Source organism: Roseomonas nitratireducens (assembly GCF_017813355.1).
Classification (GTDB): domain Bacteria; phylum Pseudomonadota; class Alphaproteobacteria; order Acetobacterales; family Acetobacteraceae; genus Neoroseomonas; species Neoroseomonas nitratireducens.
This window is the reverse complement of record NZ_JAGIYZ010000002.1, coordinates 76,321-100,944: the sequence shown is the minus strand read 5'-3', so window position 1 is coordinate 100,944 and position 24,624 is coordinate 76,321. Positions and strand designations below refer to the sequence as shown.

Annotated in this window: 23 protein-coding genes and 1 pseudogene; 9 read left to right on the top strand and 15 right to left on the bottom strand. The window is 70.6% G+C overall.

Translation table 11 applies throughout. The features are described 5' to 3' along the window. Window positions 1-81 precede the first annotated feature (81 nt). The 9 genes from fabI (at window position 82) to J5Y09_RS02825 (ending at window position 10,454) form a co-directional block, all read left to right on the top strand. On the top strand, window positions 82-909 hold the full coding sequence (gene fabI, locus J5Y09_RS02865; protein ID WP_432761226.1) for an enoyl-ACP reductase FabI: 828 nt from the start codon (window positions 82-84) through the stop codon (window positions 907-909). A gap of 3 nt (window positions 910-912) precedes the next feature. Then, complete coding sequence (locus J5Y09_RS02860) at window positions 913-1,569, top strand: CoA transferase subunit A (RefSeq protein WP_209350244.1); 657 nt, start codon at window positions 913-915, stop codon at window positions 1,567-1,569. Window position 1,570: 1 nt separating this feature from the next. Continuing rightward, window positions 1,571-2,221: a 3-oxoacid CoA-transferase subunit B gene (locus J5Y09_RS02855; protein ID WP_209350243.1), complete on the top strand. Its 651-nt coding sequence runs from the start codon at window positions 1,571-1,573 to the stop codon at window positions 2,219-2,221. Beyond that, a complete protein-coding gene (locus tag J5Y09_RS02850; RefSeq protein ID WP_342451393.1) occupies window positions 2,218-3,636 on the top strand; it encodes a bifunctional enoyl-CoA hydratase/phosphate acetyltransferase in 1,419 nt (472 codons plus the stop codon). Before J5Y09_RS02855 ends, J5Y09_RS02850 begins: the two co-directional genes overlap by 4 nt. Further along, window positions 3,633-4,835 (top strand): acetate/propionate family kinase, encoded by a 1,203-nt coding sequence (locus tag J5Y09_RS02845; protein ID WP_209350242.1) that lies wholly within the window; start codon window positions 3,633-3,635, stop codon window positions 4,833-4,835. Before J5Y09_RS02850 ends, J5Y09_RS02845 begins: the two co-directional genes overlap by 4 nt. A gap of 50 nt (window positions 4,836-4,885) precedes the next feature. Further along, complete coding sequence (locus J5Y09_RS02840) at window positions 4,886-7,195, top strand: DUF3141 domain-containing protein (RefSeq protein ID WP_209350241.1); 2,310 nt, start codon at window positions 4,886-4,888, stop codon at window positions 7,193-7,195. Window positions 7,196-7,281: 86 nt separating this feature from the next. Beyond that, entirely contained in the window at window positions 7,282-8,196 is a 915-nt protein-coding gene (locus J5Y09_RS02835) for a hypothetical protein (protein ID WP_209350240.1), read from the top strand. Next, window positions 8,193-9,425: an adenylate/guanylate cyclase domain-containing protein gene (locus tag J5Y09_RS02830; RefSeq protein WP_209350239.1), complete on the top strand. Its 1,233-nt coding sequence runs from the start codon at window positions 8,193-8,195 to the stop codon at window positions 9,423-9,425. The genes J5Y09_RS02835 and J5Y09_RS02830 overlap by 4 nt, the downstream gene beginning before the upstream one ends. Before the next feature lie 6 nt (window positions 9,426-9,431). Beyond that, window positions 9,432-10,454: a patatin-like phospholipase family protein gene (locus tag J5Y09_RS02825; RefSeq protein ID WP_209350238.1), complete on the top strand. Its 1,023-nt coding sequence runs from the start codon at window positions 9,432-9,434 to the stop codon at window positions 10,452-10,454. On the opposite strand, the gene J5Y09_RS02820 is transcribed toward J5Y09_RS02825, so the two are convergent. The 15 genes and pseudogenes from J5Y09_RS02820 to J5Y09_RS02750 all read right to left on the bottom strand — a co-directional run bounded on the left by J5Y09_RS02820 (window position 10,438) and on the right by J5Y09_RS02750 (window position 24,624). Beyond that, on the bottom strand, window positions 10,438-11,088 hold the full coding sequence (locus tag J5Y09_RS02820; RefSeq protein ID WP_342451392.1) for a phosphoribosyltransferase: 651 nt from the start codon (window positions 11,086-11,088) through the stop codon (window positions 10,438-10,440). The genes J5Y09_RS02825 and J5Y09_RS02820 overlap by 17 nt on opposite strands. A gap of 4 nt (window positions 11,089-11,092) precedes the next feature. Beyond that, window positions 11,093-12,148 carry a 2-oxoacid:ferredoxin oxidoreductase subunit beta gene (locus tag J5Y09_RS02815; protein WP_209350236.1) on the bottom strand — a complete coding sequence of 352 codons (1,056 nt, stop codon included), beginning with the start codon at window positions 12,146-12,148 and terminating at the stop codon, window positions 11,093-11,095. Beyond that, window positions 12,145-13,986, bottom strand: a complete 1,842-nt coding sequence (locus tag J5Y09_RS02810; protein ID WP_209350235.1) for a 2-oxoacid:acceptor oxidoreductase subunit alpha — start codon at window positions 13,984-13,986, stop codon at window positions 12,145-12,147. The genes J5Y09_RS02815 and J5Y09_RS02810 overlap by 4 nt, the downstream gene beginning before the upstream one ends. Next, window positions 13,971-15,764, bottom strand: a complete 1,794-nt coding sequence (locus tag J5Y09_RS02805; RefSeq protein WP_209350234.1) for an FAD-dependent oxidoreductase — start codon at window positions 15,762-15,764, stop codon at window positions 13,971-13,973. The genes J5Y09_RS02810 and J5Y09_RS02805 overlap by 16 nt, the downstream gene beginning before the upstream one ends. Before the next feature lie 213 nt (window positions 15,765-15,977). Further along, on the bottom strand, window positions 15,978-16,517 hold the full coding sequence (gene pcaG, locus J5Y09_RS02800) for a protocatechuate 3,4-dioxygenase subunit alpha (protein ID WP_209350233.1): 540 nt from the start codon (window positions 16,515-16,517) through the stop codon (window positions 15,978-15,980). A 1-nt stretch (window position 16,518) separates the two neighbouring features. Further along, window positions 16,519-17,223, bottom strand: a complete 705-nt coding sequence (locus tag J5Y09_RS02795; protein ID WP_209350232.1) for a dioxygenase family protein — start codon at window positions 17,221-17,223, stop codon at window positions 16,519-16,521. A 67-nt stretch (window positions 17,224-17,290) separates the two neighbouring features. Beyond that, entirely contained in the window at window positions 17,291-18,214 is a 924-nt protein-coding gene (locus tag J5Y09_RS02790) for a 3-hydroxyacyl-CoA dehydrogenase NAD-binding domain-containing protein (protein ID WP_209350231.1), read from the bottom strand. Then, window positions 18,211-18,831 (bottom strand): urease accessory protein UreG, encoded by a 621-nt coding sequence (gene ureG, locus J5Y09_RS02785; RefSeq protein ID WP_209350230.1) that lies wholly within the window; start codon window positions 18,829-18,831, stop codon window positions 18,211-18,213. The genes J5Y09_RS02790 and ureG overlap by 4 nt, the downstream gene beginning before the upstream one ends. Beyond that, window positions 18,828-19,550, bottom strand: coding sequence for an urease accessory protein UreF (locus J5Y09_RS02780; protein ID WP_209350229.1), 723 nt, complete (start codon window positions 19,548-19,550; stop codon window positions 18,828-18,830). The genes ureG and J5Y09_RS02780 overlap by 4 nt, the downstream gene beginning before the upstream one ends. Next, window positions 19,498-20,040, bottom strand: a complete 543-nt coding sequence (locus tag J5Y09_RS02775) for an urease accessory protein UreE (protein ID WP_209350228.1) — start codon at window positions 20,038-20,040, stop codon at window positions 19,498-19,500. Before J5Y09_RS02775 ends, J5Y09_RS02780 begins: the two co-directional genes overlap by 53 nt. Before the next feature lie 8 nt (window positions 20,041-20,048). After that, window positions 20,049-21,764, bottom strand: coding sequence for an urease subunit alpha (ureC, locus tag J5Y09_RS02770; RefSeq protein WP_209350227.1), 1,716 nt, complete (start codon window positions 21,762-21,764; stop codon window positions 20,049-20,051). After that, entirely contained in the window at window positions 21,764-22,069 is a 306-nt protein-coding gene (locus J5Y09_RS02765) for an urease subunit beta (protein WP_209350226.1), read from the bottom strand. The genes ureC and J5Y09_RS02765 overlap by 1 nt, the downstream gene beginning before the upstream one ends. Before the next feature lie 164 nt (window positions 22,070-22,233). Continuing rightward, window positions 22,234-22,533: pseudogene (locus J5Y09_RS24190) on the bottom strand (urease subunit gamma); the annotation flags it as partial. A 48-nt stretch (window positions 22,534-22,581) separates the two neighbouring features. Next, window positions 22,582-23,412: an urease accessory protein UreD gene (locus J5Y09_RS02755; protein ID WP_209350224.1), complete on the bottom strand. Its 831-nt coding sequence runs from the start codon at window positions 23,410-23,412 to the stop codon at window positions 22,582-22,584. 78 nt (window positions 23,413-23,490) lie between these two features. After that, window positions 23,491-24,624 (bottom strand): alcohol dehydrogenase catalytic domain-containing protein, encoded by a 1,134-nt coding sequence (locus tag J5Y09_RS02750; protein WP_209350223.1) that lies wholly within the window; start codon window positions 24,622-24,624, stop codon window positions 23,491-23,493.

Below are 24,624 nucleotides of genomic sequence, written 5' to 3'. Positions count from 1 at the left end.
GCGGCCGCCGATCTGATCTACGTCAACGGGGGAAGGCGGCGCGCGTGCCATCGCTTCGCCTCCGCCCAATGGAGAGCGCCCGTGACCGAGCAGCCACGCCCGATCGACCCGTTGCCGACCGTCTGGGACCCGGCCAGCCGCGTGGGAGACATGCTGAAGGGCAAGCGTGGCCTCGTCGTCGGCGTCGCGAACGACAGTTCCATCGCCTATGGCTGCGCGGTGAAGCTGCGCGCCTTCGGCGCCGACCTTGCCGTGACCTACCTGAACGAGAAGGCGGAGAAATATGTCCGCCCCCTGGCCGAGCAATTGCAGGCCGAGATCGTCGCCCCGCTCGACGTGCAGCAGCCCGGGCAACTCGAGGCGCTGTTCGAGCGCATCGCCCGGGAATGGGGCCGGCTCGACTTCGTGATCCACTCCATCGCCTTCGCCCCGCGGGAGGATCTGCACGGCCGCGTCGTGGATTGCAGCGCGGAGGGCTTCGCGCAGGCCATGCACGTGTCCTGCTGGTCCTTCCTGCGCATGGCGAAGCTGGCGGAGCCGCTGATGGACAGGGGCGGCGTGCTGGTCACCATGTCCTACTACGGCGCCGACAAGGTAGTCGGGAACTACAACATGATGGGGCCCGTGAAGGCGGCGCTGGAGGCCTCGGTGCGCTACGCCGCGGCCGAGCTGGGGGAGAAGGGCATCCGTGCCTTCGCCGTCTCCCCCGGCCCGCTCAAGACCCGCGCGGCATCCGGCATCGCGCAGTTCGACGAGCTCGTGCAGATGGCGCAGGAACGCGCGCCGCAGCATCGCCTGGTCGACATCGCCGAGGTCGGGCGCGTCGTGTCCTTCCTCGTCGGCGGCGCATCCTCGGGCATGACGGGCGACACGATCTATGTCGACGCCGGCCTGCACAACGTGGCCTGAACGATGCGGCGCAAGGCTCTCACGGCCGCGGAGGCGGCGGCGCTGGTGCCCGACGGGGCGAGCGTGATGATCGGCGGCTTCCTCGGCGTGGGCTCCCCCCGCCGGGTGATCGACGCGCTGGTGGCGCGCGGCGCCAAGGGCCTCACGGTGATCGGCAACGACACCGGGCGGCCCGACCTCGGCATCGGCAGGCTTGTCTCGGCGGGATGCGTCGCGAAGGCGATCGTCAGCCATATCGGCACCAACCCGGTGACGCAGCAGAAGATGCTGGCGGGCGAGATGGAGGTGGACCTCGTCCCACAGGGGACTCTGGCCGAACGCATCCGCGCCGGTGGCGCCGGCCTCGGCGGCGTGCTCACGCCCACCGGGCTCGGCACCAGCGTCGCGGACGGCAAGCAGGTCGTGACCGTCGATGGCCGCGACTTCCTGCTGGAGACGCCGCTGCGCGCCGATGTCGCGCTGCTGCACTGCTACGAGGCCGACTACTACGCCAACCTGACCTACCGGCTGACCGCGCAAAACTTCAACCCGGTGATGGCGATGGCCGCCGACATCGTGATCGCCGAGCCCGACGAGGTGGTGCCGATCGGCGTCATCCCGCCCGACCACGTCCGCACGCCCGGCATCCTCGTGACCCACCTCGTCGAAAGGCCGCAGTGAGATGGACGCGAAGGAGATCATCGCGCGCCGCGTTGCGCGCGAATTGCGCGACAACACGCTGGTGAACCTCGGCATCGGCCTGCCGACCCTGGTCGCGCACCACGTGCCCGCCGGGATGCTCGTCGCCTTCCAGAGCGAGAACGGCATCATCGGCTTCGGCGCCCGTCCGCCCGAGGGGATGGAGGATCCGAACCTGACCGATGCCGGCGGCGGCTTCATCAGCGCGCTGCCCGGCGCCTTCGCCTTCGACAGCGCGACCTCCTTCGCGCTGATCCGCGGCGGGCATCTCGACATGACGGTGCTCGGCGGGCTGCAGGTGGATGCGAAGGGGCGCCTGGCGAACTGGAAAGTGCCCGGGCGCATGGTCGCGGGCATGGGCGGGGCGATGGACCTCGTCGCCGGCGCCAAGCGCGTCGTCGTCGCCATGCAGCATGCGGCGAAGGGGGAGGCGAAGATCGTGCCCGAACTGACGCTGCCGCCGACGGCCGCGCGGCCGGTCAGCCTCGTCGTCACCGACCTCGCGGTGATCGAGCCCACCGCGGAGGGCCTCGTCCTGCGCGAACGCGCGCCGGGCGTGACGGTGGAGGAGATCCTCGCCGCCACCACCGCCCGCCTCATCCTGCCCGACATCATTCCGGAGATGCCCCTGTGACGATCACCGCCCCCGCGCTCGTCGGCCGGTCCTGGGACGACATCAAGGAAGGCGACAGCGCCAGCATCACGCGCGTCTGCACGCCGAACGACCTGATCGTCTTCGCCCATGCCTCGGGCAACCTGAACCCCGTCCACATCCCGGGCGAGGCGGAACAGGAGACGGGCCGCTTGCCGGTCGCGCCGGCGATGTGGTGCGGCTCGCTCTTCTCGGCGGTGTTCGGCAACCGGCTGCCGGGCCCGGGGACGGTCTACCATTCGCAGACCCTCCGCTTTCACAACCGGGTGCAGGCCGGGGAGGCGGTGATCGCGACGGTCACGGTGCGGGAAAAGCTGCCGGGCAACATGCTGGTGATGGACTGCCGGCTCGAGAAGGAGAACGGCGCGCTCGTCGCCGACGGCACGGCGGAGATCAGCCCGCCGCAGAACCGCATCGTCACCGACGGCGTCGCCATCCCCGAACTCACCCTGGTGCCGCGCGGAAAGTTCCATCGCCTGCTGGAAGCCTGCCGCGACCTGCCGCCCATGCCCACCGCCATCGCCGCGCCGACCGACGAGAATTCCCTCGGCGGCGCGTGGGAGGCGACGAAGGAAGGCCTGATCTCGCCCATCCTCGTCGGGCCCGAGGCCGAGATCCGCGCCGCGGCCGCGAAGATCGGCTGGGATCTCGCGGGTGTCGCGATCGACCCGGTGGGCGATGCGCATGACGCCGCTGCCCGCGCCGTCTGCCTGGTGCATGAGGGCCGCGCCGAGGCGGTGATGAAGGGCAACATCCATTCCGACGAGGTGCTGCGCCACGTCACGAAATCCGACGGCGGCCTGCGCGCCGGCCGCCGGATCAGCCACGCCTTCGTGCTCGACATCCCGGGGCACGAGGGGCTGATGATCATCTCGGACGCGGCCATCAACATCCTGCCCGACCTGATGACCAAGGCGGACATCGTGCAGAACGCGATCGACCTCGCGCGCGCCATCGGCATCGTGGAACCGCGCGTGGGCATCCTCTCCGCGGTCGAGACGATCAACCCGGCCATCCCCTCCACCGTGGATGCCGCCGCCCTCGCCAAGATGGCCGAGCGCGGGCAGATCAAGGGCGGGCTGGTGGACGGGCCGCTCGCCATGGACAACGCCGTGGACCTGGAGGCGGCGCGCACCAAGGGCATCCATTCGATGGTCGCCGGGCGGGCGGACGTGCTGATCGCGCCGAACCTCGAAGCGGGCAACATGCTGGCCAAGCAGCTCGTCTTCCTCTCGCAGGCCGATACGGGCGGGATCGTGCTCGGCGCGAAGGTGCCGGTGATGCTGACCAGCCGGGCGGATGACGAGCATGCGCGGCTGATGTCCTCGGCGCTCGCCGTGCTCTACGGCCATTGGCGGCGCACCGGCCGCTCGCGGCTGGCGGAGATGGGCGCATGATCAACGAGCGCGATGCGATCCTCGTCCTCAACGCCGGCTCCTCCTCGATCAAGTTCGAACTGTTCGAGGTGGCCGGGGCGCCGGTCGCGCGCTTTGCCGGGCAGGTCGAGGGCATCGGCGCGGCGCCGCATTTCGTCGCGAAGGATGCCGCCGGCGCAAGGCTGGCCGACCGGCGCTGGGACGATGGCGGGGCGCCCGCCAACCACCGCGCCGCGCTCGGCGTCATCATCGACTGGCTGGACGGCGTGCTGGCCGGCCGGCGCGTCGCCGCCATCGGCCACCGGGTGGTGCATGGCGGGCCGGACCTCGCCGCGCCGGTGCTGGTCGATGTCGCGGTGATGGAGAGGCTGCGGGAGCTCGCGCCGCTCGCGCCCCTGCACCAGCCGCACAACCTCGCCGGCATCGCCGCGGCGGCCGAACGCTTCCCCGGCGTGCCGCAGGTGGCCTGCTTCGACACCGCCTTCCACCGCGCCCATGCGTGGGAGGCCGACACCTTCGCCCTGCCGCCCGAATTCTACGCCCGCGGCATCCGGCGCTACGGCTTCCATGGCCTGTCCTACGAATACATCGCGCGCAGGCTGGCGGAGGAGGATCCGGCGCTCGCCGCCGGGCGCGTCGTCGTCGCGCATCTGGGCAACGGCGCGTCGCTCTGCGCGATGCATGGCGGGCGCAGCGTGGACAGCACGATGGGCTTCACCGCGCTCGACGGCGTGCCGATGGGCACGCGCAGCGGGCAGATCGATCCGGGCGTGCTGCTGCACCTGCTCGGCACCGAGGGGCTGGCGCTGCAGGACGTCCAGAAGCTCCTCTACGGCAATGCGGGGCTGAAGGGGATGTCGGGCATCAGCCAGGATGTCCGGGACCTCGAGGCGAGCGACGACCCGCGCGCCGCCCAGGCGCTGTCCCATTTCTGCTGGCGCGTGCGGCGGGAAGTCGGGGCGCTGGCCGCGGCGCTCGGCGGCATCGACGCGCTCGTCTTCACCGCCGGCATCGGGGAGAACGCGCGCGGGATCCGCGCCCGGGTGTGCGAGGGGCTCGGCTTCCTCGGCATCGCGGTCGATCCGGAGCGGAACGCGGCCAACGCGCCGGTCATCTCGCCCCCCGGGGCCGCGACCCGGGTCCTGGTGCGACAGACGGATGAGGAAGGCATGATCGCGCGGCATGTCCTCGACTTGCTGCGGCGCAGCAATAAGGCTTGAACCGCCCTGCCGCCGGGCGCAGAAGAACCCCAGAGACGGGAGTTACCGCCATGCCCCCCCTGCCCTCCTCGCCGGCGCGCGAAATGATCGAGAAGGCCGCCGAAACGACGGCGCGGATCCTGGACCAGGTGCGCGCCCTGACGGATGTGACGGGCCGTCATGCCGCGGCCCTCATGCCGTCCGCCCCCGGCGCCGCCGCCGGGGAAGCCGCGAAGGACCTCGCCGCGCGCTTCGCGCGCACGCCCGCGGCGCTCGCCCAGGATGCGCAGGCCTACGCCACCGACGCCGCGCAGCGCCTGATCCTGTTCTGGGACGTGATGCGGGAAGCGGGGAACAACTTCGTCGAGCATGAGCGCGCCGGCTGCCCGCCGGTGCTCGTCTTCGACTTCGAGACGGTGGTGGACGGGCGCACCCTGCCGCGCCCGGTCAACTACGCGCTGGTGCGGATCGTCCCGCCCGCCGACTACCTGCCGACCGACGCGAAGCTGCGCCCCTTCGTCATCATCGACCCGCGCGCGGGCCACGGCGCCGGCATCGGCGGCTTCAAGTCGGACAGCCAGGTGGGCGTCGCGCTGCGCCGAGGCCATCCGGTCTATTTCGTCATCTTCTTCCGCGAGCCGGAGAAGGGGCAGACGATCCTCGACGTGACGGCGGCGGAGGCGACCTTCCTCACGCGCATCGCGGAGGATCATCCGAAGGCGCCGAAGCCCGTCGTGATCGGCAATTGCCAGGGCGGCTGGGCGACGATGATGCTGGGCGCCGCGGCGCCGGATGCCGTCGGCGCGCTGGTGCTCAACGGCGCGCCGCTGTCCTACTGGGCCGGCGAGAAGGGGCGCAACCCGATGCGCTACCTGGGTGGCCTCGCGGGCGGCGGCTGGCCGGCGGCGCTGATGGCGGACCTGGGCAACGGCAAGTTCGACGGCGCCTCCCTGGTCGCGAACTTCGAGAGCCTTTCCCCGGGTAACACCTGGTTCAAGAAGTATTTCGACCTCTACTCCAAGGTGGACAGCGAGGCCGACCGCTTTCTGGAATTCGAGCGCTGGTGGGGCGGTTACTTCCTGATGACCAGCGACGAGATCCGCTGGATCGTCGACAACCTCTTCATCGGCAACCGCTTCTCCTCCGGCACCATCGCCTCCGGTGGCGGCGAGACCTTCAACATGCGCGAGGTGAAGGCGCCGGTCATCGTCTTCGCCTCGGCCGGCGACAACATCACCCCACCGGGCCAGGCGCTGCGCTGGATCGCCGACGTCTATCGCGACGAGCAGGAGATCAAGTCGCTCGGCCAGACGATCGTCTACCTGGTGCACGACCAGATCGGGCACCTCGGCATCTTCGTCTCCGGCGCGGTGGCGAAGAAGGAGCACAGCGAGATCGCGACGACGCTCGAGATGATCGAGGCCGTCGCCCCCGGGCTCTACGAGATGATGATCACCGGCCATGGCGGCTCCGGCGCCAATGAGGAATGGCAGGTCGAGCTCGTCGAGCGGAAGATCGCCGACATCCGCACCCTCTCGGGCGAGGCGAGCAACGAGGCCTTCCCGGCCGTCGCCAAGATCTCCGAGATGAACCAGCACCTGTATGACGTGCTGGTCTCCCCGCTCGTGCGCCAGATGGCGACCGAGGCGGGGGCCGAGGCGCGCCGGCAGCTCAGCCCGATGCGTACGCGCCGCTACATGTTCAGCGACATGAACCCCTTCATGATGCCGGTGCGCGCCATGGCCAACATGGCCCGCCAGCACCGCGCGCCGGCGGCCGCCGACAACCCCTTCGTGGCGCTGGAGAAGGCCTGGGCGGACGGGGTCGAGCGCAGCCTCGACGCCTGGCGCGATGTCCGCGACGGCTGGATGGAGACTGCCTTCCACGCGATCTATGGCGGCCTCGCGGCCGTCGGCGTGACCGGGGACGACACGGCCGCCGAGGCAGAGGCCGCCCGCCGTTCCGTTTCCGTCGAGCCCGCGCATCATGGGGAGGCCCGCGCGCGGGTCGCCACGGGCGGCTACGCGGAAGCGGTGATCCGCATGATGATCCTTCTCGCCGATGCGCGCGGCGGCGTGCGCCGGTCGCGCCTCGCGCGGTCCAACACGCTGCTGACGACCGAGGCACCCTTCGTCGGCATGAGCGCCGCCGCCCGTCAGGCCGTCATCCGCGAGCAGACGGTGATCGTGACGCTGATGCGGGAGGAAGCGCTCGCCGCCCTGCCGAAGCTGCTGCCCTCGGCCGCCGACCGCCGCAAGGCGCTGGCCGCGGTCGAGCATGTCGCCGGGCCCGACGAGGAACTCGGCGACAAGGCCCGCGAGATGCTCGGGCGCATGCGCACGACGCTCGGCCTTGGCCCCAAGGCGGCGGCGGTCGCCTGACACGAAGACGCCGGGTGTGACGCAGGGGCTTCCCCGCCCCCGCATCGCCCGGTCTAGACTGCATGCGACCGCCTTCGACGGAGGCCATGGGCACGCCCGCCGGCAGCGCACCGCGCGTGATCGGACTCGCGATCGACGAGGGATCGCCGGCGCGCGCGCTCGCCGCGGCGGAGGCCTTCCTGCTCGCGCGCCGCGACGGCGATCCGGCAGTGGAGGCCGCGACGCGCGCCGCGCTGCATGAGGCCGCGGGCCCGGACGCGACGATGACGCCGGAAGGTCGCGCCGCGCTCGCCCTGGCGAGCTTGGTCGAGCGCCACGGCGCATCCTTCCCGCCCGGGCAGGAACCCGCCTATCACGACCGCCATCATCAGGCGGAGGCGATCCTCGCCATGGGCTGGCTCGCGGGCGCGGCGCGGCGGCTCGGCCTGCTCGACGCATGCGGGGCGGCGCGCGCCGTCGCCGCGATGGCCGGCCACGACCTGCTGCATGACGGTTCCGCCGGCGGCCCGCGCGGCGAGCTCGAGCGCCGTTCCGCCGCGGCGGCCGACGAGGTCGCGGCAATCTGCGGCGTGGACGCGCAGGGCCGCGCGGAAATCGGCCGCATCATCCTCGCCACCACCTGGCCGTGGGAGGAAGCGGAAGCGCCGGATCTTGCCTGCCGGCTCGCGCGGGAAGCCGACCTCTTCGCCAGCACCCTGCCCACGCTCGGCATGCCGCTCGCCCGTCGCCTCGCGCGCGAACTCGCAGCCGCGGGGCAAGCCGACGCGGCTTCGGTCGCATCCCACGCCGCGCGGATCGGGCTGCTGCGGACACTGCCCCAGCCGACCGAGGCCGCGCAGGCGCTCGGCCTCGACGCCGCGCGCGACGCGCAGATCGCGGCCTATGCGGCCGTGGCGCGGCAGCTTGGGGCAGGCTCGGCGGAAGCGGCGGCGGCGGCGCTCGATGCCATGGACGCCGCCGATGCGGCGGCGCTGCTCGCCCAGGCGGGGCGGGGCGGATGAGCGCGGGTCAGCACGCGCCGGGCGGGCCCAGGCTGCCCCTGCTTCTCTGCGGACTTGTCGCGGTGGTCTCGCTGCTGATGCTCGGCGCGCTCGTTCTCACGGCGGCGCAGACCACGGGCGGCGCGCCGCTCGCAGCGCTGGTGCTCGCCGGCGCGGGCGCAATCGTCGGCATCGGCGGCGCGCTGCTGATCGCGCGCCGGATCGGACGGTCCCTCGCGCTGCTCGAGCAGGAGGCCGACCGCGTGCGCCGGCTCGATCTGGATCCCTCCCCGGCCGCGGGCGGCGCGGTGGCGGAGGTGCAGAACCTCGCCACGGCAATGGAGGGGATGAAGTCGGCGCTCCGCCTGTTCAGCGTCTATGTCCCGCGCGATCTCGTCCGCAAGCTGATGGCGGAGGGCGCGGAGGCCGAGCTTGGCGGCGAAAGGCGGCGCCTGACGGTGATGTTCAGCGACGTGCAGGGCTTCACCAGCATCGCCGAGCGAATGGACCCGGAGGAGCTGATGCGCATCACCTCCTCCTACTTCCAGGCGCTGACCGACGACCTGCTGCAGCACCACGCGACCATCGACAAGTATATCGGCGATGCGGTGATGGCGATCTGGAACGCGCCGAAGCGGGACCTGGCGCATGCGATGCATGCCTGCCACGCGGTGCTGCACGCGCGCCGCCTGACCCTGCGGCTGGAGGAAGATTTCGCCGCGCGCGGCTGGCCGCGCCTGCACACGCGCTTCGGCGTGCACAGCGGTGATGCGGTGGTGGGCAATGTCGGATCGTCCGACCGCATGGCCTATACGGCGATTGGATCCATGGTGAACATCGCCTCCCGCCTCGAAGGCATGAACAAGATGTACGGCACGCAGATCCTGGTCTCGGAGCAGACGCGCATCGGCGCCGGCAGCGCCTTCGTCTTCCGCCCGGTGGACCTGGTGCTGGCGAAGGGCACGCAGGACCCGCTGGAAGTGCATGAGCTGGTCGGGCTCTCCGTCGCGGCGGAGGAGCGGGACCGGCCGCTGCTCGCCGACCCCGCGCTGGTCGCGCGCCTGCCCGCCTGGGGCGACGCGATCCGGGCGTTCCGCGCCGGGCAGTTCGCCCGCGCGTCCGAGGCGTTCCGCGAGGCGGGCGATCCGGCACGGGACCCTCTCCTGGCCGCCTATGCGGAACGGCTCGCACGGCATCCCGGCGGGCCGCCCCCTGGCTGGTCGCCCGTCACGCGGCTCGAGAGCAAGTAGCCCGGCATGGCCAAGGCCAACCGCAAGCGGATCAAGCTGGCGCTGCAGGGCGGCGGATCGCACGGCGCCTTCACCTGGGGCGTGCTGGACAGGCTGCTCGCGGATGACCGGCTGGAGGTGGAGGCCGTGGTCGGCACCAGCGCCGGCGCGATGAACGCCGCCGTCGTGGTCGACGGGCTGATCGCCGGCGGCGCGGCGGAAGCGCGCCGCCGGCTCGACACCTTCTGGGAAGGCGTGGGCGGGATGTTCACCCTCTCGCCCATCCAGCCGACGCCCATCGACATGATGTTCAGCGCCGGCAACATGGATTTCTCGCCGGCCTGGCGGATGGCGGACGTGCTGATGCGGCAGTTCTCGCCATACGAGCTGAACCCGCTGAACGGCAATCCGCTGCACGAGCATATCGAGGCGATGGTCGATTTCGAGCGGTTGCGCGCGGCGGCGGGCCCCGGGCTGTTCGTCTGCGCGACGAACGTGCTGACGGGCCGGCTGCGCGTGTTCGAACGTGCGGAGATGACCGCGGCGGCGGTGATGGCTTCCGCCTGCGTGCCGCTGCTGCACCATGCCGTCGAGGTTGAGGGCCAGCACTACTGGGATGGCGGCTATTGCGGCAATCCGCCGATCTTCCCGCTGATCTACATGGGCGGGTCGGCCGACATCGTGATCGTGCAGCTGAACCCGATCAACATCCCCGAGGTGCCGCGCGACATCCGCGCCATCGTCGACCGGATGAACACCCTCGCCTTCAATTCGTCGCTGATGCGCGAGATGCGGATGATCCGCTTCGTGACGGACCTGATCGACCGGGGCGACCTTCCGGCGGGGAAGTACATGCGCTGCCTCATCCACAGCGTGGATGCGGAGGAGGAACTCGCCGCCTTCAACGCGAGTTCGAAGATGAACGGCAGCATCGGCTTCCTGCGCCACCTGCGCGAACTCGGCGTCGCGCGGGCGGATGCCTTCCTGGCCGCCCATTTCGACGATATCGGCGTGCGGTCCTCGACGGACGTGGTCAGCAAGTTCCTCTGAGCAGCGCGACGACCTCCTCGTCGCCCAGCTGGTGGAAATCGGCGTAGCAGCCACCGATGCCGAAGGGGATGTCCGCGACCTCGGCGACGACGAGCCGGTCCGCCTCGGGCGCGAGCGCGTCGATCGCCTCCTGCGGCGCGACCGGCACGGCGAGGATGAGAGGCGCGGCGCCTGCCGCCCGCAGCGCCCGCAAGCCGGCCCGGGCGCTGGCGCCGGTCGCCAGGCCGTCATCGACGAGGATTGCGGGACGGCCGCGCGGATCGGGGCGCGCGCCACCGGCAAGGTACACGCGGCTGCGGCGCTCGAGTTCCGCCGCCTCCGACGCCTCGACGCGCGCGATGTCGGCGACCGTCAGGCCGCAGGAGGCGACGATGTCCCGGTTCAGCACCGGTTCCGTCATCCCTTCGGCCAGGGCACCGAAGGCGAGTTCCGGATGCCAGGGGACGCCGAGCTTGCGCACCAGCAGCGGCACGAGCGGCGCGCCGAGCGCCGCCGCGATCGGTGCGGCGACCGCGGCCCCGCCGCGCAGCAAGGCGAAGACCAGCGGACGGTCCAGGTTGAGGTCGCGCAGCAAAGGCGCCAGCCTTTCCCCCGCATCGCGCCGGTCGCGAAACAGGGGAAGGTGGCGGGGCACGGCCCTAGCGCAGGCTTGCGTTGATCCGCTCGAGCGCGTCGACGCCGGGGCAAAGATCCGCATCGCCCAGCGCGTTCAACGGCCCAGGCACCGTGCCGAGATGCTCATGCAACGCCGAGGGATTGGGCTCCACGTAGATGAGCCCCGTCACGATCTCCCCCGCCGCCTTGCGCTCCAGGATGTGATGCATGGCGGAGGCGCGGTTGGTCGGGTCGTGGCCGGCATGCAGCTTGCGCAGGCGCAGCAGCGAACCGTCATGCTGCGTGACCTCCGTGACCTCGCCCGGCGCGTAGGAGACGGTGATCTCGTCCCGCTTCAGCATCACGTCGAGCTTGTTCAGCGCGTCATTGTGCTCGCGCACGTAGTCGTAGGACTTCGTGCTGCCGGCGTGGTTGTTGAAGGCGACGCAGGGGCTGAGCACGTCGAGGAAGGCCGCACCCTCATGCAGCAGCGCGGCCTCGATCAGCGGGACGAGCTGGTCCTTGTCGCCGGAGAAGGAGCGCGCCACGAAGGTCGCGCCGAGCTGCACGGCGATGGCCGCCAGGTCGATCGGCTGGTCGGTGTTCACCGTGCCCTTCTTGGCGACGGACCCGAGGTCGGAGGTCGCGGAGAACTGCCCCTTGGTCAGCCCGTACACGCCGTTGTTCTCGACGATGTAGGTCATGTTCACGCCGCGGCGGATGCTGTGCGCGAACTGCCCGAAGCCGATCGAGGCCGAATCCCCGTCCCCCGACACGCCGAGATAGACGAGGTCCCGGTTCGCCAGATAGGCGCCCGTAAGCACCGACGGCATGCGCCCGTGCACGGAATTGAACCCGTGCGCCGCGCCCAGGAAGTAGGTCGGCGTCTTGGACGAACAGCCGATGCCCGACATCTTCGCGATGCGATGCGGCGGCAGGGAGAGGTTGAAACAGGCCTGGATGATCGCCGCGCTGATCGAGTCATGCCCGCAGCCGGCGCAGAGCGTGCTGATCGCGCCTTCATAGTCGCGCCGCGTCAGGCCGATCGCGTTCGTCGGCAGCTTCGGATGGTGAAGCTTGGGCTTCGGCAGGTAGCTCATGGCGTGGCCTTGCGGAAGGGCAGGATGTTGGCCGCCGATGCGCGCTCGGCGATGGCAGCCTGGATGAAGCGGGCGGTGATCGGCGTGCCGTCGTAGTGCAGCACGGGGATCAGCTTCGCCGGGTCGATCTCCTCCTCGTTGACCAGGAGCGTGCGCAGCTGCGCGTCGCGGTTCTGCTCGACGACGAAGACGCGGTCATGCGCCGCGACGAAGGCGGCGACGTCCTGGTGGAAGGGGAAGGCCCGGATGCGCAGGGCGTCGAGGTGGATGCCCTGCGCTTCCAGCGCCGCGAGCGCTTCCCGCATCGCGGCGGCGGATGAGCCGTAGAAGATCACGCCGTCCCGCGCCTTCTCCTTCGCCGGAATGGCGACGGGGTGCGGCACGATCGACTTCGCCGTGTCGAACTTGCGCAGCAGGCGCTGCATGTTGTCGACATAGGGCGCGCCTTCCTCGGTGTAGCGCGCATAGCGGTCGCGGGAGGTGCCGCGCGTGAAGAAGGCGCCCTTCTCGGGGTGCGTGCCGGGCCAGGTGCGATAGGGAATGCCGTCCCCATCCACGTCGAGGTAGCGCCCGAAGGACGCCGCCGCGTCGAGGCCCGCGGCATCGAGCACCTTGCCGCGGTCCATCTTCCTCGCGGGATCCCAGGCGAAGGGCGCGCACAGCCAGTCGTTCATGCCGATGTCGAGGTCGAGCATGACGAAGACCGGCGTCTGCAGCCGGTCCGCGAGGTCGAAGGCGTCCGCGCCGAAGGCGAAGCATTCCGCCGGATCCTCGGGCAGCAGCAGGACATGCTTGGTGTCGCCATGGCTGGCATAGGCCGCCGACAGCAGGTCGGATTGCTGGGTCCGCGTCGGCATGCCGGTGGACGGCCCCGCACGCTGCACGTCGAAGACCACCGCCGGGATCTCGGCGAAATAGGCGAGCCCCAGGAATTCCTGCATCAGCGAGATGCCCGGCCCCGAGGTGGCGGTGAAGGACCGCGCCCCGTTCCAGGCCGCGCCGACCACCATGCCGATGGAGGCGAGTTCGTCCTCGGCCTGCACGATCGCGAAGCGCTTGGCGCCCGTCTCCGGGTCCTTGCGCAGCCGGTTGCAGTACTTCTCGAAGGCCTCGGCGAGCGAGGTGGAGGGCGTGATGGGATACCAGGCGCAGACCGTCGCGCCGCCATAGACGGCGCCGAGTGCGGCGGCCTGGTTGCCATCCACGAAGATCCGATCGCCGACTGCGTCCGCTCGCTTCAGCGTCAGCCCGATCGGGCAGGCGAGGTTCTCCTGCGCCCAGCCGCGCCCCATCTCGAGCGCCGCGAAGTTGGCCGGGATCAGCTTCTCCTTGCCCTTGAACTGGGCGGCGATCGCGCCCTTCACCGCCTCCACATCCATGTCGAGCAGCGCGGAGAGCGCGCCGAGATAGACGATGTTCTTGAACAATTGCCGCTGCCGCGGATCGGAATAGGCGGCGTTGGTGATCTCGGTCAGCGGCACGCCGATGACGGTGATGTCGTCGCGGAAGCGGGACCGCGGCATCGGGCGCGTCGAATCGTAGAACAGGTAGCCGCCGGGCTCGATCTCGGCCACGTCGCGGTCCCAGGTCTGCGGGTTCATCGCGACCATCATGTCGACGCCGCCGCGCCGGCCCATGTGGCCCGCCTCGCAGATCCGCACCTCGAACCAGGTGGGCAGGCCCTGGATGTTGGATGGGAAGATGTTGCGCGACGCGATGGGCACGCCCATGCGCAGGACGGATTTCGCGAAGAGCCCGTTGGCGGATGCGGAGCCCGATCCGTTCACGTTCGCGAATTTTACGACGAAGTCGTTCGTCGCGACTATCGGCTGTGGCATGCGTGCGCCTTCGGCTTCGCGGTCTCGAGCAGGAACTTCTGCATGTCCCATGCGCCTGTCGGGCAGCGCTCGGCGCACATGCCGCAATGCAGGCAGACATCCTCGTCCTTCACCATGACGCGGCCGGTCTTGAGCCCGTCCTGCACGTACAGGTCCTGGTAGAGGTTGACCGCGGGCGCCTTCAGGCGCGTGCGCAGGTCATCCTCCTCCCCATTGTCGGTGAAGGTGATGCAGTCGGTCGGGCAGATGTCCACGCAGGCATCGCATTCGATGCAGAGCTTGGCGGAAAACACCGTCTGCACGTCGCAGTTCAGGCAGCGCTCGGCCTCGAGATAGGCCATCTCCCTGTCGAAGCCGAGCTCGACCTCCACGGTGATGTCGCGCAGCGCCTTCTCGGGCGGGATGTGCGGCACCTTGTAGCGCAGGTCCGGCGAGACCGCGTTGTCATAGGCCCATTCGTGGATGCCCATCTTCTGGCTCGCGAGCCGCGTGTCGGGCGGCGGGCGGTCCGCCACAGCCGCCCCGCGGCAGAGCAGGTCGATGGAGACCGCGGCTTCATGCCCATGCGCCACGGCCCAGATGATGTTCTTGGGGCCGAAGGCCGCGTCGCCGCCGAAGAAGACCTTCGGATTGGTCGACTGCAGCGTCTTCGGGTCGAGCTTCGGCATGCCCCAGCGGTCGAACTCCACGCCGGCGTCGCGCTCGATCCAGGGGAAGGCGTTCTCCTGCCCGATCGCGACGAGCACGTCGTCGCATTCGATGACCACCTCGGGCTCGCCGGTCGGCAGCAGGTTGCGGCGGCCCTTCTCGTCGTATTGCGCGGCCACTTTCTCGAAGACCATGCCGGTCAGGCGGCCATCGTCATGCAGCACGCGCTTGGGGACGAGGAAGTTGAGGATCGGGATGCCTTCCTGCATCGCGTCCTCCTTCTCCCAGGGGCTGGCCTTCATCTCCTCGAAGCCGGAGCGGACGACGACCTTCACATCCTCCCCGCCCAGGCGGCGGGCGGATCGGCAGCAATCCATCGCCGTATTGCCGCCGCCCAGCACGATCACGCGCCGGCCAACCGACTTCACATGCCCGAAGGAGACGGAGGCGAGCCAGTCGATGCCGAGATGGATGTTGGCCGCGGCTTCCCGGCGGCCCGGCACGTCGAGCTCGCGGCCACGCGGCGCGCCGGAACCGACGAAGACCGCGTCATAGCCTTCCTCGAGCAGCTCCTTGAGGCTATCGATACGGCGGTTGAAATGCGTGACGACGCCGCCGCGGTCGAGGATGTAGCCGCATTCCTCGTCGATCACTTCCTCCGGCAGGCGGAAGCGCGGGATCTGCTGGCGGATGAAGCCGCCGGCCTTGGCCTGGGCATCGTAGACATGGACCTCGTAGCCGAGCGGCGCGAGGTCGCGCGCGACGGTCAGGCTCGAAGGTCCGGCGCCGATGCAGGCGATTCGCTTGCCGTTCCGCTCGCTCGGGATCGGCGGCATGCGGCCGGAGACATCGCCCTTGTTGTCGGCCGCGACCCGCTTCAGGCGGCAGATCGCGACGGGTTCCTCCTCGACGCGGCCGCGCCTGCAGGCGGGTTCGCAGGGCCGGTCGCAGGTACGGCCGAGAATCCCCGGGAAGACGTTGGAGTGCCAGTTGACCATGTAGGCGTCGGCGTAGCGTCCCGCCGCGATCATCCGGATGTATTCCGGGACGGGCGTATGGGCCGGACACGCCCATTGGCAATCGACGACCTTGTGGAAGTGGTCCGGGGACGAGATGTCCGTCGGCTTCACGCGCGCTTCCTCCCGCCGGGATGTTTCCGAAACAGGGAGAAGGCACGGACGGTCATTCCGCCGCGGCCCATCTGCGATCAGGGATCGGTCGCTGCGTCAGCGCCGTCATCATTCCTGTGCGTCCACTCCCCGCCGTCTTCGACGGCTGAAGGGATGCTGGCACGAAGGAAGCGCAGTCGGCAATGCACGCATTCATGCTGCGACGCAGCGCGACTAGACCTCGAAGAAGACCGTCTCGCCATCCCCCTGCAGCCGTATGTCGAGCCGCCATTCGCCTGCACCCGCAGGTTGCGCCAGCAGCGTGCCTCGGCGCGCGTCCGGCACCAGCGAGAGAATCGGATCCTCGGCCAGCAGCGCGTCGCCCGCGAAGTAGGCGCGCGTGGAAACGCCGCGCGTCAGTCCGCGCGCGAAGATGGTGATCATCACATGCGGGGCCTGCGTCGCGTTGCCTGGCCCGGGCACCGCGCCGGGCCGGAGCGTGACGAAGCGAAAGCGCCCGCCCGCATCCGTCGCGCAGCGGCCGAAGCCATGGAAAGCGCCGTCGTAGCGACCATCCGGACCCGCCTGCCAGATCTCGACCATCGCATCGGGCACGACAGCGCCGGCACCGTCGGTGATGGTGCCGGTCAGCGCGATGCGCTCGCCCGCGGCATCGGCATTGGGGCCTCCAGGTCGCAGCAGGTCGGCCCATTCGGGGAAGTCGATCAGATGCCAGTAGGGCCCGGCGGTCTGGCTCGCGGTCGCTCGGCTCATCTCAGGCGGTCTCGAAGGGTGTCGCCGCGCGGCCGCGCAGCACGATGTCGAAGCGGTAGCCGAGCGCCCAGTCGTCACGCCCGACCGCGGGATCGAGCGCGGCGACAAGGCGCTGCCGCGCATCCTCATCCCCGCTGCCCTGGAAGATCGCGTCGAAGGCGAGCAGCGGATCGCCGGGAAAGTACATCTGGGTGATCAGTCGCTGCGCGGCGCCCGCGCCATGCAGGCCGAAATGGATGTGCATCGGCCGCCAGCCCGGCCCCGGGTTGCGCCAGGGATAGGCGCCGGGCCGGATGGAGACGAAGGCATAGCGGCCATCCGCATCGGTGAAGATGCGCCCGCGCCCCGAGAAGTTCGGATCCAGCGGCGCGTCATGCGCGTCGCGCGCATGGGCATAGCGACCGGCGGCATTGGCCTGCCAGACCTCGACCATCGCATTCGACACGGCTCGCCCGTTCTCGTCCGTCACGCGCCCCGTGACGATGATGCGCTCGCCGAGCGCCGCCTTGCCCTCGGTGATGGAAAGGTCGGCCTGCGGCGCGTACCAGCGTGGCTCGAAGCGCGGCGCGCTGGCTTCCGTCAGCGTCGCCGGAATGCGCAGCGGCGCGGCATCCGGATGCCGGCGACGCGTGCTGATGTAGGAGGGCTGGTCGAGCGGTGGCTGGCTGCCCGCCGCCACCGGAAGGAACGGGACCGGATCCGCCATGCGCGCCTCTCCCTGCGGGTTTCGCGGAGGGTGGGCGCCCGGGCGCCGGGGCGTCAAGCGCGCAGGGTCACTCGATCTCCCGCATCATGCGGACCGTCGCGAGCAGCGCCTTCTCGTAGCGCGCGCGCTCCTTCGCCGTGACCTCGGGCGGCCAGTCGCGGAAGCCCCTGCCCGTCTTCGGGCCGAGGCGGTTCTCGGCGACCAGGCGCGCCAGCGTCGGGCTCGGATCGGGGCTGTTGCAGAGCGAAGGGTAGATGGTGCGCCCTGCTTCCAACTGCGTCTCGAGCCCAGCCAACTCCTTCTGCAGGATCGGCCCGGCGGCGAGGTAGCGGAAGCCGAAGCAGTAGCGCACGGCGTTGTCGACATCCTCCGCCGTCGCCAGGCCCTGGTCGATCACCGCGAAGGCCTCCCGCATCAGCGCATGCTGGATGCGGTTGGCGAGGAAGCCCGGCACGTCCCGCGCGACGCGGATCACCTTGCGCCCGAGCCCGTCCATGATCGCCGCGACCGCGTCGCAGACGGCGGGGTCGGTGTGCTCACCCTGCACGACCTCCACCCCCGGCACGAGATGCGCCGGCAGGAAGAAGTGCAGGTTGGCGCAGCGCGTGCGCGTCGCGATCTCGCCCGCGATATCCGTGATGCGATAGCCCGAGGCGTTGGAGACGACGGGGATCTGCGCCGGCACGAGCGTGTCGAGCCGGCGGAACACCTCCTGCTTCAGCGCGAGGCGTTCGGGCACCGCCTCGACGACGATCTCGGCCGAGGCGTAGTCCGGCGCCGCCATATCGGCGACCAGCGTCAGCCCGGCGGCCAGCGCCGCGTCCGCCTGCAGCTGCGTGATCGACAGGCGCACGCGCGCCATCGCCTCGGGCCAGCGCGCCTCGTTCGTCTCGACGGCGGTCACGCGCCAGCCGCCGGCCAGGAAGATCGCGGCGATGTCGCAACCCATCAGCCCCATGCCGAGGACGATGGCGTGGCGCGGCGCGCTCATGCCGCGATCCCTCCGTGGCGCAGGACGAAGTCCGCGATCTCGGCCACGCCCTTGTTCTCCTTGAGGTTCGTGAAGACGAACGGCCGCTGGCCGCGCATCCGCCGCGCGTCGCGGTCCATCACCGACAGGTCCGCGCCGACCAGCGGCGCGAGGTCGATCTTGTTGATCACCAGCAGGTCGGATCGCGTGATGCCGGGCCCGCCCTTGCGGGGGATCTTGTCCCCCGCACTCACGTCGATGACGTAGATGGTCAGGTCGGCGAGCTCGGGGCTGAAGGTCGCGGCGAGATTGTCGCCGCCGCTCTCGATGAACAGCACCTCGAGCGCGGGGAACTTCTCCACCATGTCATGCACGGCGGCGAGGTTGATCGAGGCATCCTCCCGGATCGCGGTGTGCGGGCAGCCGCCGGTCTCGACGCCGGCGATGCGGGCGGGGTCGAGCGCGCCGGCGCGCGTCAGGAACTCCGCATCCTCCTTCGTGTAGATGTCGTTGGTGATGACGGCGATGTCGTGCCGGTCGCGCAAGTGCCGGCACAGCCGTTCCGTCAGCGCGGTCTTGCCGGAGCCGACCGGGCCGCCGATGCCGACGCGGAAGGGGCCGTTGGCGGGCTTTGTCATGAGCGGAAGAGCCTCGTGTACTGGGTTTCGTGGCGGATGGAGAAGATGTCGAGCGCAACCGCGGCCGTGCCGAGCCGGTCGAGGTCCGCCGCCAGCGCAGCGTCGGCCGCGGCCGACGCGACGGGCAACATCGAAGCGGTCGCGACCTGCCCATCCGTCTGGCCGAGCGGCACCAGGCGCACCCCGGCCGAGACGAGATTGGCGGCGAAGGCGGAAAGGAACCCGAAGGCCGCTTCGCGCAGCGGAATGCCGTGCGCCGCCGCCGCCGCCCCGAAGGCGACGGCGTGCGGGATGCGCCGGGGATGCCGCGCGGCGAAGGCGGCGAGCCGGGGCTCCGGCCAGGCGGAGAGCGTCACGGACAGGAAGGCGGTGCCCTGCGCCTCCGCCTCCAACGCCGTCTCTGCCGTCCCGCGCCACGCCGCGCCGAGTTCCGTCGTAGCATCGAGCGCCCGCGCATCGCCCTTCGTCATCGCCCGGTGCGCCGCCGCGAGCAGCGCGCCGTCGACGCGCCCTGCGCCCTCCGTCAGCGCGGCCGAGACATAGGCGACCAGATCATCCCGCCCCCGCACCGCGCCGTCCTCCACCGCCGTCTCCAGCCCATGGCTGTAGGTATAGGCGCCGACCGGATAGGCCGGGGACAGCCAGGCGAGCAGGCGGTACAGCGCCTCAATGGTGGTGGTGGTCGTGATCGCAGTGCTCGTGGTCGTGGTCGTGATCATGGTGGTGATGGTGGTGGCGCTGGAGGCCGGGCGCGTGGTTGTGCTCGCCATAGGCACCCCCCTCCGGGTCGAAGGGCGCCTCCACGCGGCGCAGCGTCGCGCCGAGGCCTTCGAGCATGTGCACGATCACGTGGTCGTCGCGGATCAGGATGCGCTCGCCCTTGATCTGCGTCGGCAAGTGCCGGTTGCCGAGATGCCAGGCGAGGCGCGCGAAATGCTCGTGGCTCGATGCGCGAATTTCCACCAGCGGCTCGGGCGCGGCCTTCACGCGCACGAAGCCGCCCGAGGCAAGGGCCAGCCCATCCCCTTCGCGCAGCACCGTCGCCTCCGGCAGGTCGAGCAGGAAGGCGAGCCCCCCCTGCCCCGTGTAGAGTTTCCGGCGCCGGTAGCGGTCGTCGAAATCGACGAGCACGGCGTCGCGCGCCTCCGCCTCCGGCCAGGTGCCGGCGCGATGCACCTCGGTGGCGCGGGGGATGCTCTCCTGGTCCATGCGTGTCCTCAGAACAGGAAGTAGCGCTGCGCCATGGGCAGCACCTTGGCGGGTTCGCAGACGAGCAGCACGCCATCGGCGCGCACCTCGTAGGTCTCGGCATCGACCTCGATGCGCGGCAGCGTGCCGTTGCGCAGCATGCTGCGCTTTCCGATGCCGCCGCGGCAGTTGCGCACCGCCGCGAGCGGCCGCGACAGCCCGATCCGCCCGGCGATGTCGGCCTCGATCGCCGCCTGGGAGACGAAGGTCACGGAGGTCGCGCGGCGCGCGCCGGCGAAGGCACCGAACATCGGGCGGTAATGCACCGGCTGCGGCGTCGGGATGGAGGCGTTCGGGTCGCCCATCAGCGACATGGCGATCGCCCCGCCCTTAAGCACCATCTCCGGCTTCACGCCGAAGAAGGCCGGGCTCCAGAGCACCAGGTCGGCCATCTTGCCGACCTCGATGCTGCCGACATGGTCGGCGACGCCCTGGCTGATCGCGGGGTTGATCGTGTACTTCGCGATGTAACGGAGCGCGCGCTGGTTGTCGTTGTCGCCGCGTTCCTCCGGCAGGCGTCCGCGCTGCGCCTTCATCTTGTGCGCGGTCTGCCAGGTGCGGATGATGACCTCGCCCACGCGCCCCATCGCCTGGCTGTCGGACGACATCATGCTGATCGCGCCGATGTCGTGCAGGATGTCCTCCGCCGCGATCGTCTCCTTGCGGATTCGGCTCTCGGCGAAGGCGACGTCCTCGGCAATGCGCGGGTCGAGGTGGTGGCAGACCATGAGCATGTCGAGATGCTCGTCCACCGTATTCACCGTGTAGGGCATGGTGGGGTTGGTGCTGCTCGGCAGCACGTTGCCCTCGCCCACCAGCCGCAGGATGTCGGGCGCATGGCCGCCGCCCGCGCCTTCCGTGTGGAAGGCCTGCAGGGTGCGGCCGCGGATCGCCTTGATCGTCTCCTCGACGAAGCCGCTCTCGTTCAGCGTGTCGGTGTGGATGGCGACCTGGATGTCCATCGCATCCGCGACGGACAGGCAGGTGTCGATCGCCTTCGGCGTCGTGCCCCAATCCTCATGCAGCTTCAGGCCGCAGGCGCCGGCGCGGATCTGTTCCTCCAGCCCCGCGGGCAGCGCGGCATTGCCCTTGCCGAGGAAGCCGAGATTCATCGGGAAGGCCTCGGCCGCTTCCAGCATCCGCGCCATGTGCCATGGCCCGGGCGTGCAGGTGGTGGCGAGCGTGCCATGCGCGGGCCCCGTGCCGCCGCCGAACATCGACGTGACGCCGGAGGCGAGCGCCTCCTCGATCTGCTGCGGGCATATGAAGTGGATATGCGGGTCGATGCCGCCGGCCGTCAGGATACGGCCCTCCCCCGCGATGATCTCGGTGCCCGGGCCGATCACGATGGTGACGCCCGGCTGCGTGTCCGGGTTCCCTGCCTTGCCGATCGCCGCGATCCGCCCGTCCTTCAGCCCGACATCGGCCTTGAGGATGCCGGCGACCGCATCGAGGATCAGCGCATTGGTGATGACGGTGTCCATCGCCCCTTCGGCGCGCGTGGCCTGGGACTGGCCCATGCCGTCGCGGATCACCTTGCCGCCGCCGAACTTCACCTCCTCCCCATAGGTGGTGAGGTCGCGCTCCACCTCGATGATGATGTCGGTGTCCGCGAGCCGAACGCGGTCGCCCACCGTGGGCCCGTACATGCCGGCATAGGCGGCGCGGGAGATGCGCGTGGCCATCAGAGGGCTCCTTCCGTCTCGCCGCGGAAGCCGTGCACCACGCGGGCGCCGGCATAGGGAATGAGGCGCACCTTGCGCGACTGGCCCGGTTCGAAGCGCACCGCCGTGCCGGCAGGGATGTCGAGCCGGCAGCCGCGCGCCGCGGCGCGGTCGAAGCGCAGCTTCGGGTTCGTCTCGGCGAAATGATAGTGGCTGCCGACCTGCACCGGCCGGTCGCCGGTGTTCGCGACCTCAAGCTCGATGGCCGCGCGGCCGGCGTTCAACTCGATGTCCCCGGCGGCGGGGATGATCTCGCCCGGGATCATCGGCGTGCTCCCTTGCGGCTGGTGGCGGGCTTCTTCGCGGCGGGCTTCGGCTTGGCCTTTGGCTTCGCCTTCGTCCTTGCCACCGGCTTCGGCTTCGCGGCGGCCTGCCGCTTGGGCTTCGCCGCCGCCTTGGCCTTCGCCTTGGCCGGCTTCGCGACCGCGTCACGGATCGGGTTGTGCACCGTCACCAGCTTGGTGCCGTCCGGGAAGGTCGCCTCGACCTGGATCTCGTGGATCATCTCCGCGATGCCGTCCATCACCTGGACGCGCGTCAGCACGCCCGCGCCGTCGCGCATCAGCTCGGCGACGCTGCGCCCGTCGCGCGCGCCCTCCACGACGAAGTCGGTGATCAGCGCAACCGCCTCGGGGAAGTTCAGGCGCAGGCCGCGCTCCAGCCGGCGGCGCGCGACGATCGCCGCCATCGCCACCAGGAGCTTGTCCTTCTCGCGCGGGGTCAGGTTCATACGGGGCCGCTCCCTCGCCGTTCTCGTGTCATCATGACCGTTCTCCGCTCAGCACGTCCACAGCCGCGGCAGCACCGCCGGCAGGCCGAGCACGTCCCGCCGCACCTGCCGGATCGCGGCGCCGAGGCTCTCCCGTACCGCGGTCGCCGCGCCGAGCCAGCGCAGCAGCACCAGCCCGGGCCGGGGGATCGTCGCCGGCATGCCCCCCTCGCGCAGCACGTCGCGTGCCGCCAGGCTGTCGCCCGGCAGGGCGAGAAGCAGCGTGGCCAGCGCCTCGGCGCCGCCAAGCCCGAAGGGGCGGTCGATCTGCGCGACGGGCGCGGGCCCCAGGGCAAGCCCATCGGCCCAGAGCAGGCGGCCGTCGCGGGCGACGCGCCAGGAATCGTTCAGGCTGCCGGTCGCGAAGCGTTCGTCCCGCGCGCGGCGGCCGAAGACGAGCATCTCCGCCATCACCAGCGTCGCATCCGCGGCGATCGAGACCTCGATGCGCCGGTCCAGCCGCGCGCCCTCGAACAGGATCGTCTCCTGCGGGATCCATTCGAGCAGCGCGCCCGCCTCCGCCACGAGCCGCGTGGCGATGCGCGTCTCGGGACCCAGGCTGCGGTAGATCTTCTCGGCCGCCGGGGTGGACAGCGTAGCCCGCGCGCCGGGATCGATCGTCACCTCGATCGCGACCTCGTCCCCGCCCGCAAGCCCGCCCGCCGTGTTCACCAGCGCGGCGAGCGGCATCTCGCCCGGCTCCGGCGTCGGGAACAGGATGCGCATCGGGGAGGCCTGGTCGAGATGCGCGAGGCGCGTGTCGCCGCGCGCATGGGTGAAGCGCAGCGCGCAGCCGCCCTTCGCGCGCTGATGCCTCGGTGCTGCGGCGACGATCCCCATGCCCTCAACCTGCCACGCGCGCGGCGCGATGCAAGCGGGCCGCGCGCGCCCAAGGAATGGGCAGGCGTTGCCGCGCGATCAGGCGTTCGGCCGCAGCATCTGCCGCAGCACCGCGCCGTCCGACAGAAGGTCGAAGCCTTCGTTGATCTGGTCGAAGGTGATGCTGCTGGTCTTGAGCTTGTCCACCGGCAGCTTTCCCCGGCGATAGAGGCCGAGCAGCCGCGGCAGGTCGCGTTCCGGCACGCAGGAGCCCATGTAGGAGCCGAGGATCGAGCGTTCCTCGCTGACCAGGCTGGCGTGAAGGTAGGAGACCTGCGCGTTGATGTTGGGCAGCCCGGCGCTGATCGTGCTGCCGCCGCGCGCCGTGATGGCGATGGCAAGCTGCATCGCCGGCACGCTGCCCGCGGTCTCGATGACGGTGTCGAGCCCGCCATCCGTCGCCTCCCGCACCTGCGCGGCGCAATCCTCATTGCCGGCGAGGAAGGTGTCCGTCGCGCCCCATTGCTTCGCGAGTTCGAGCTTCATCGGGTTGGTGTCGATGGCGACGATCCGCTCCGCCCCCGCCGCGACCGCGGCGAACAGCGCATTCATGCCGACGCCGCCCAGGCCGATGACGCCCACCGCGTCGCCCGCCTGCAGGTTGGCGGTGTTGAGCACCGCGCCGGCGCCGGTCATCACCGCGCAGCCGAAGATCGCGGCGTCGTCGAGCGGGATGTCCTTGCCGATCTTCACCGCCGAGCGCCGCGCGACGACGGCGTATTGGGCATAGAGCGACAGGCCCGAATTGTGGTTGATCGGCGTGCCGTCCAGCCGCCGCAGCTTCTTCGTGCCCGTGACCAGCGTGCCCGCGGCGCGCGCCGAATTGCCGGAGGGGCAAATGTTCGGCCGCCCACGCACGCAGTAGCGGCAATTCCCGCATGAGGAGGCGAAGACGGTGATCACATGGTCGCCCGGCTTGAGGTCCGTGATCCCCTGCCCGACCTCCCGCACGATGCCCGCGCCCTCATGCCCGATGACGATGGGCAGCGGGCGCGGCCGCTGGTTCTCGATGGTGGAGAGGTCGGAATGGCAAAGGCCCGCGGCGGCGACCTCGATCATGATCTCGCCGGGGCCGGGCGGGTCGATCTCCACCTCCTCGACCACCAGCGGGCGGGTGGTGGCGTAGGGGCGCGGCTTGCCCTGCTCGAACAGGATTGCGGCCTTCATGCGCAT

Coding starts and splice junctions, on each gene's coding strand:
- pcaG (WP_209350233.1), bottom strand. CDS start 16,517: ATGAGCCGAGCGACCGCGAGCCAGACCGCCGGGCCCTACTGGCATCTG.
- ureG (WP_209350230.1), bottom strand. CDS start 18,831: ATGACAAAGCCCGCCAACGGCCCCTTCCGCGTCGGCATCGGCGGCCCG.
- J5Y09_RS02860 (WP_209350244.1), top strand. CDS start 913: ATGCGGCGCAAGGCTCTCACGGCCGCGGAGGCGGCGGCGCTGGTGCCC.
- J5Y09_RS02765 (WP_209350226.1), bottom strand. CDS start 22,069: ATGATCCCGGGCGAGATCATCCCCGCCGCCGGGGACATCGAGTTGAAC.
- J5Y09_RS02780 (WP_209350229.1), bottom strand. CDS start 19,550: ATGATCACGACCACGACCACGAGCACTGCGATCACGACCACCACCACC.
- J5Y09_RS02775 (WP_209350228.1), bottom strand. CDS start 20,040: ATGGACCAGGAGAGCATCCCCCGCGCCACCGAGGTGCATCGCGCCGGC.
- J5Y09_RS02815 (WP_209350236.1), bottom strand. CDS start 12,148: ATGAGCTACCTGCCGAAGCCCAAGCTTCACCATCCGAAGCTGCCGACG.
- J5Y09_RS02830 (WP_209350239.1), top strand. CDS start 8,193: ATGAGCGCGGGTCAGCACGCGCCGGGCGGGCCCAGGCTGCCCCTGCTT.
- J5Y09_RS02855 (WP_209350243.1), top strand. CDS start 1,571: ATGGACGCGAAGGAGATCATCGCGCGCCGCGTTGCGCGCGAATTGCGC.
- J5Y09_RS02835 (WP_209350240.1), top strand. CDS start 7,282: ATGGGCACGCCCGCCGGCAGCGCACCGCGCGTGATCGGACTCGCGATC.
- J5Y09_RS02840 (WP_209350241.1), top strand. CDS start 4,886: ATGCCCCCCCTGCCCTCCTCGCCGGCGCGCGAAATGATCGAGAAGGCC.
- J5Y09_RS02795 (WP_209350232.1), bottom strand. CDS start 17,223: ATGGCGGATCCGGTCCCGTTCCTTCCGGTGGCGGCGGGCAGCCAGCCA.
- J5Y09_RS02825 (WP_209350238.1), top strand. CDS start 9,432: ATGGCCAAGGCCAACCGCAAGCGGATCAAGCTGGCGCTGCAGGGCGGC.
- J5Y09_RS02750 (WP_209350223.1), bottom strand. CDS start 24,624: ATGCGCATGAAGGCCGCAATCCTGTTCGAGCAGGGCAAGCCGCGCCCC.
- J5Y09_RS02790 (WP_209350231.1), bottom strand. CDS start 18,214: ATGAGCGCGCCGCGCCACGCCATCGTCCTCGGCATGGGGCTGATGGGT.
- J5Y09_RS02755 (WP_209350224.1), bottom strand. CDS start 23,412: ATGGGGATCGTCGCCGCAGCACCGAGGCATCAGCGCGCGAAGGGCGGC.
- ureC (WP_209350227.1), bottom strand. CDS start 21,764: ATGGCCACGCGCATCTCCCGCGCCGCCTATGCCGGCATGTACGGGCCC.
- J5Y09_RS02845 (WP_209350242.1), top strand. CDS start 3,633: ATGATCAACGAGCGCGATGCGATCCTCGTCCTCAACGCCGGCTCCTCC.
- J5Y09_RS02810 (WP_209350235.1), bottom strand. CDS start 13,986: ATGCCACAGCCGATAGTCGCGACGAACGACTTCGTCGTAAAATTCGCG.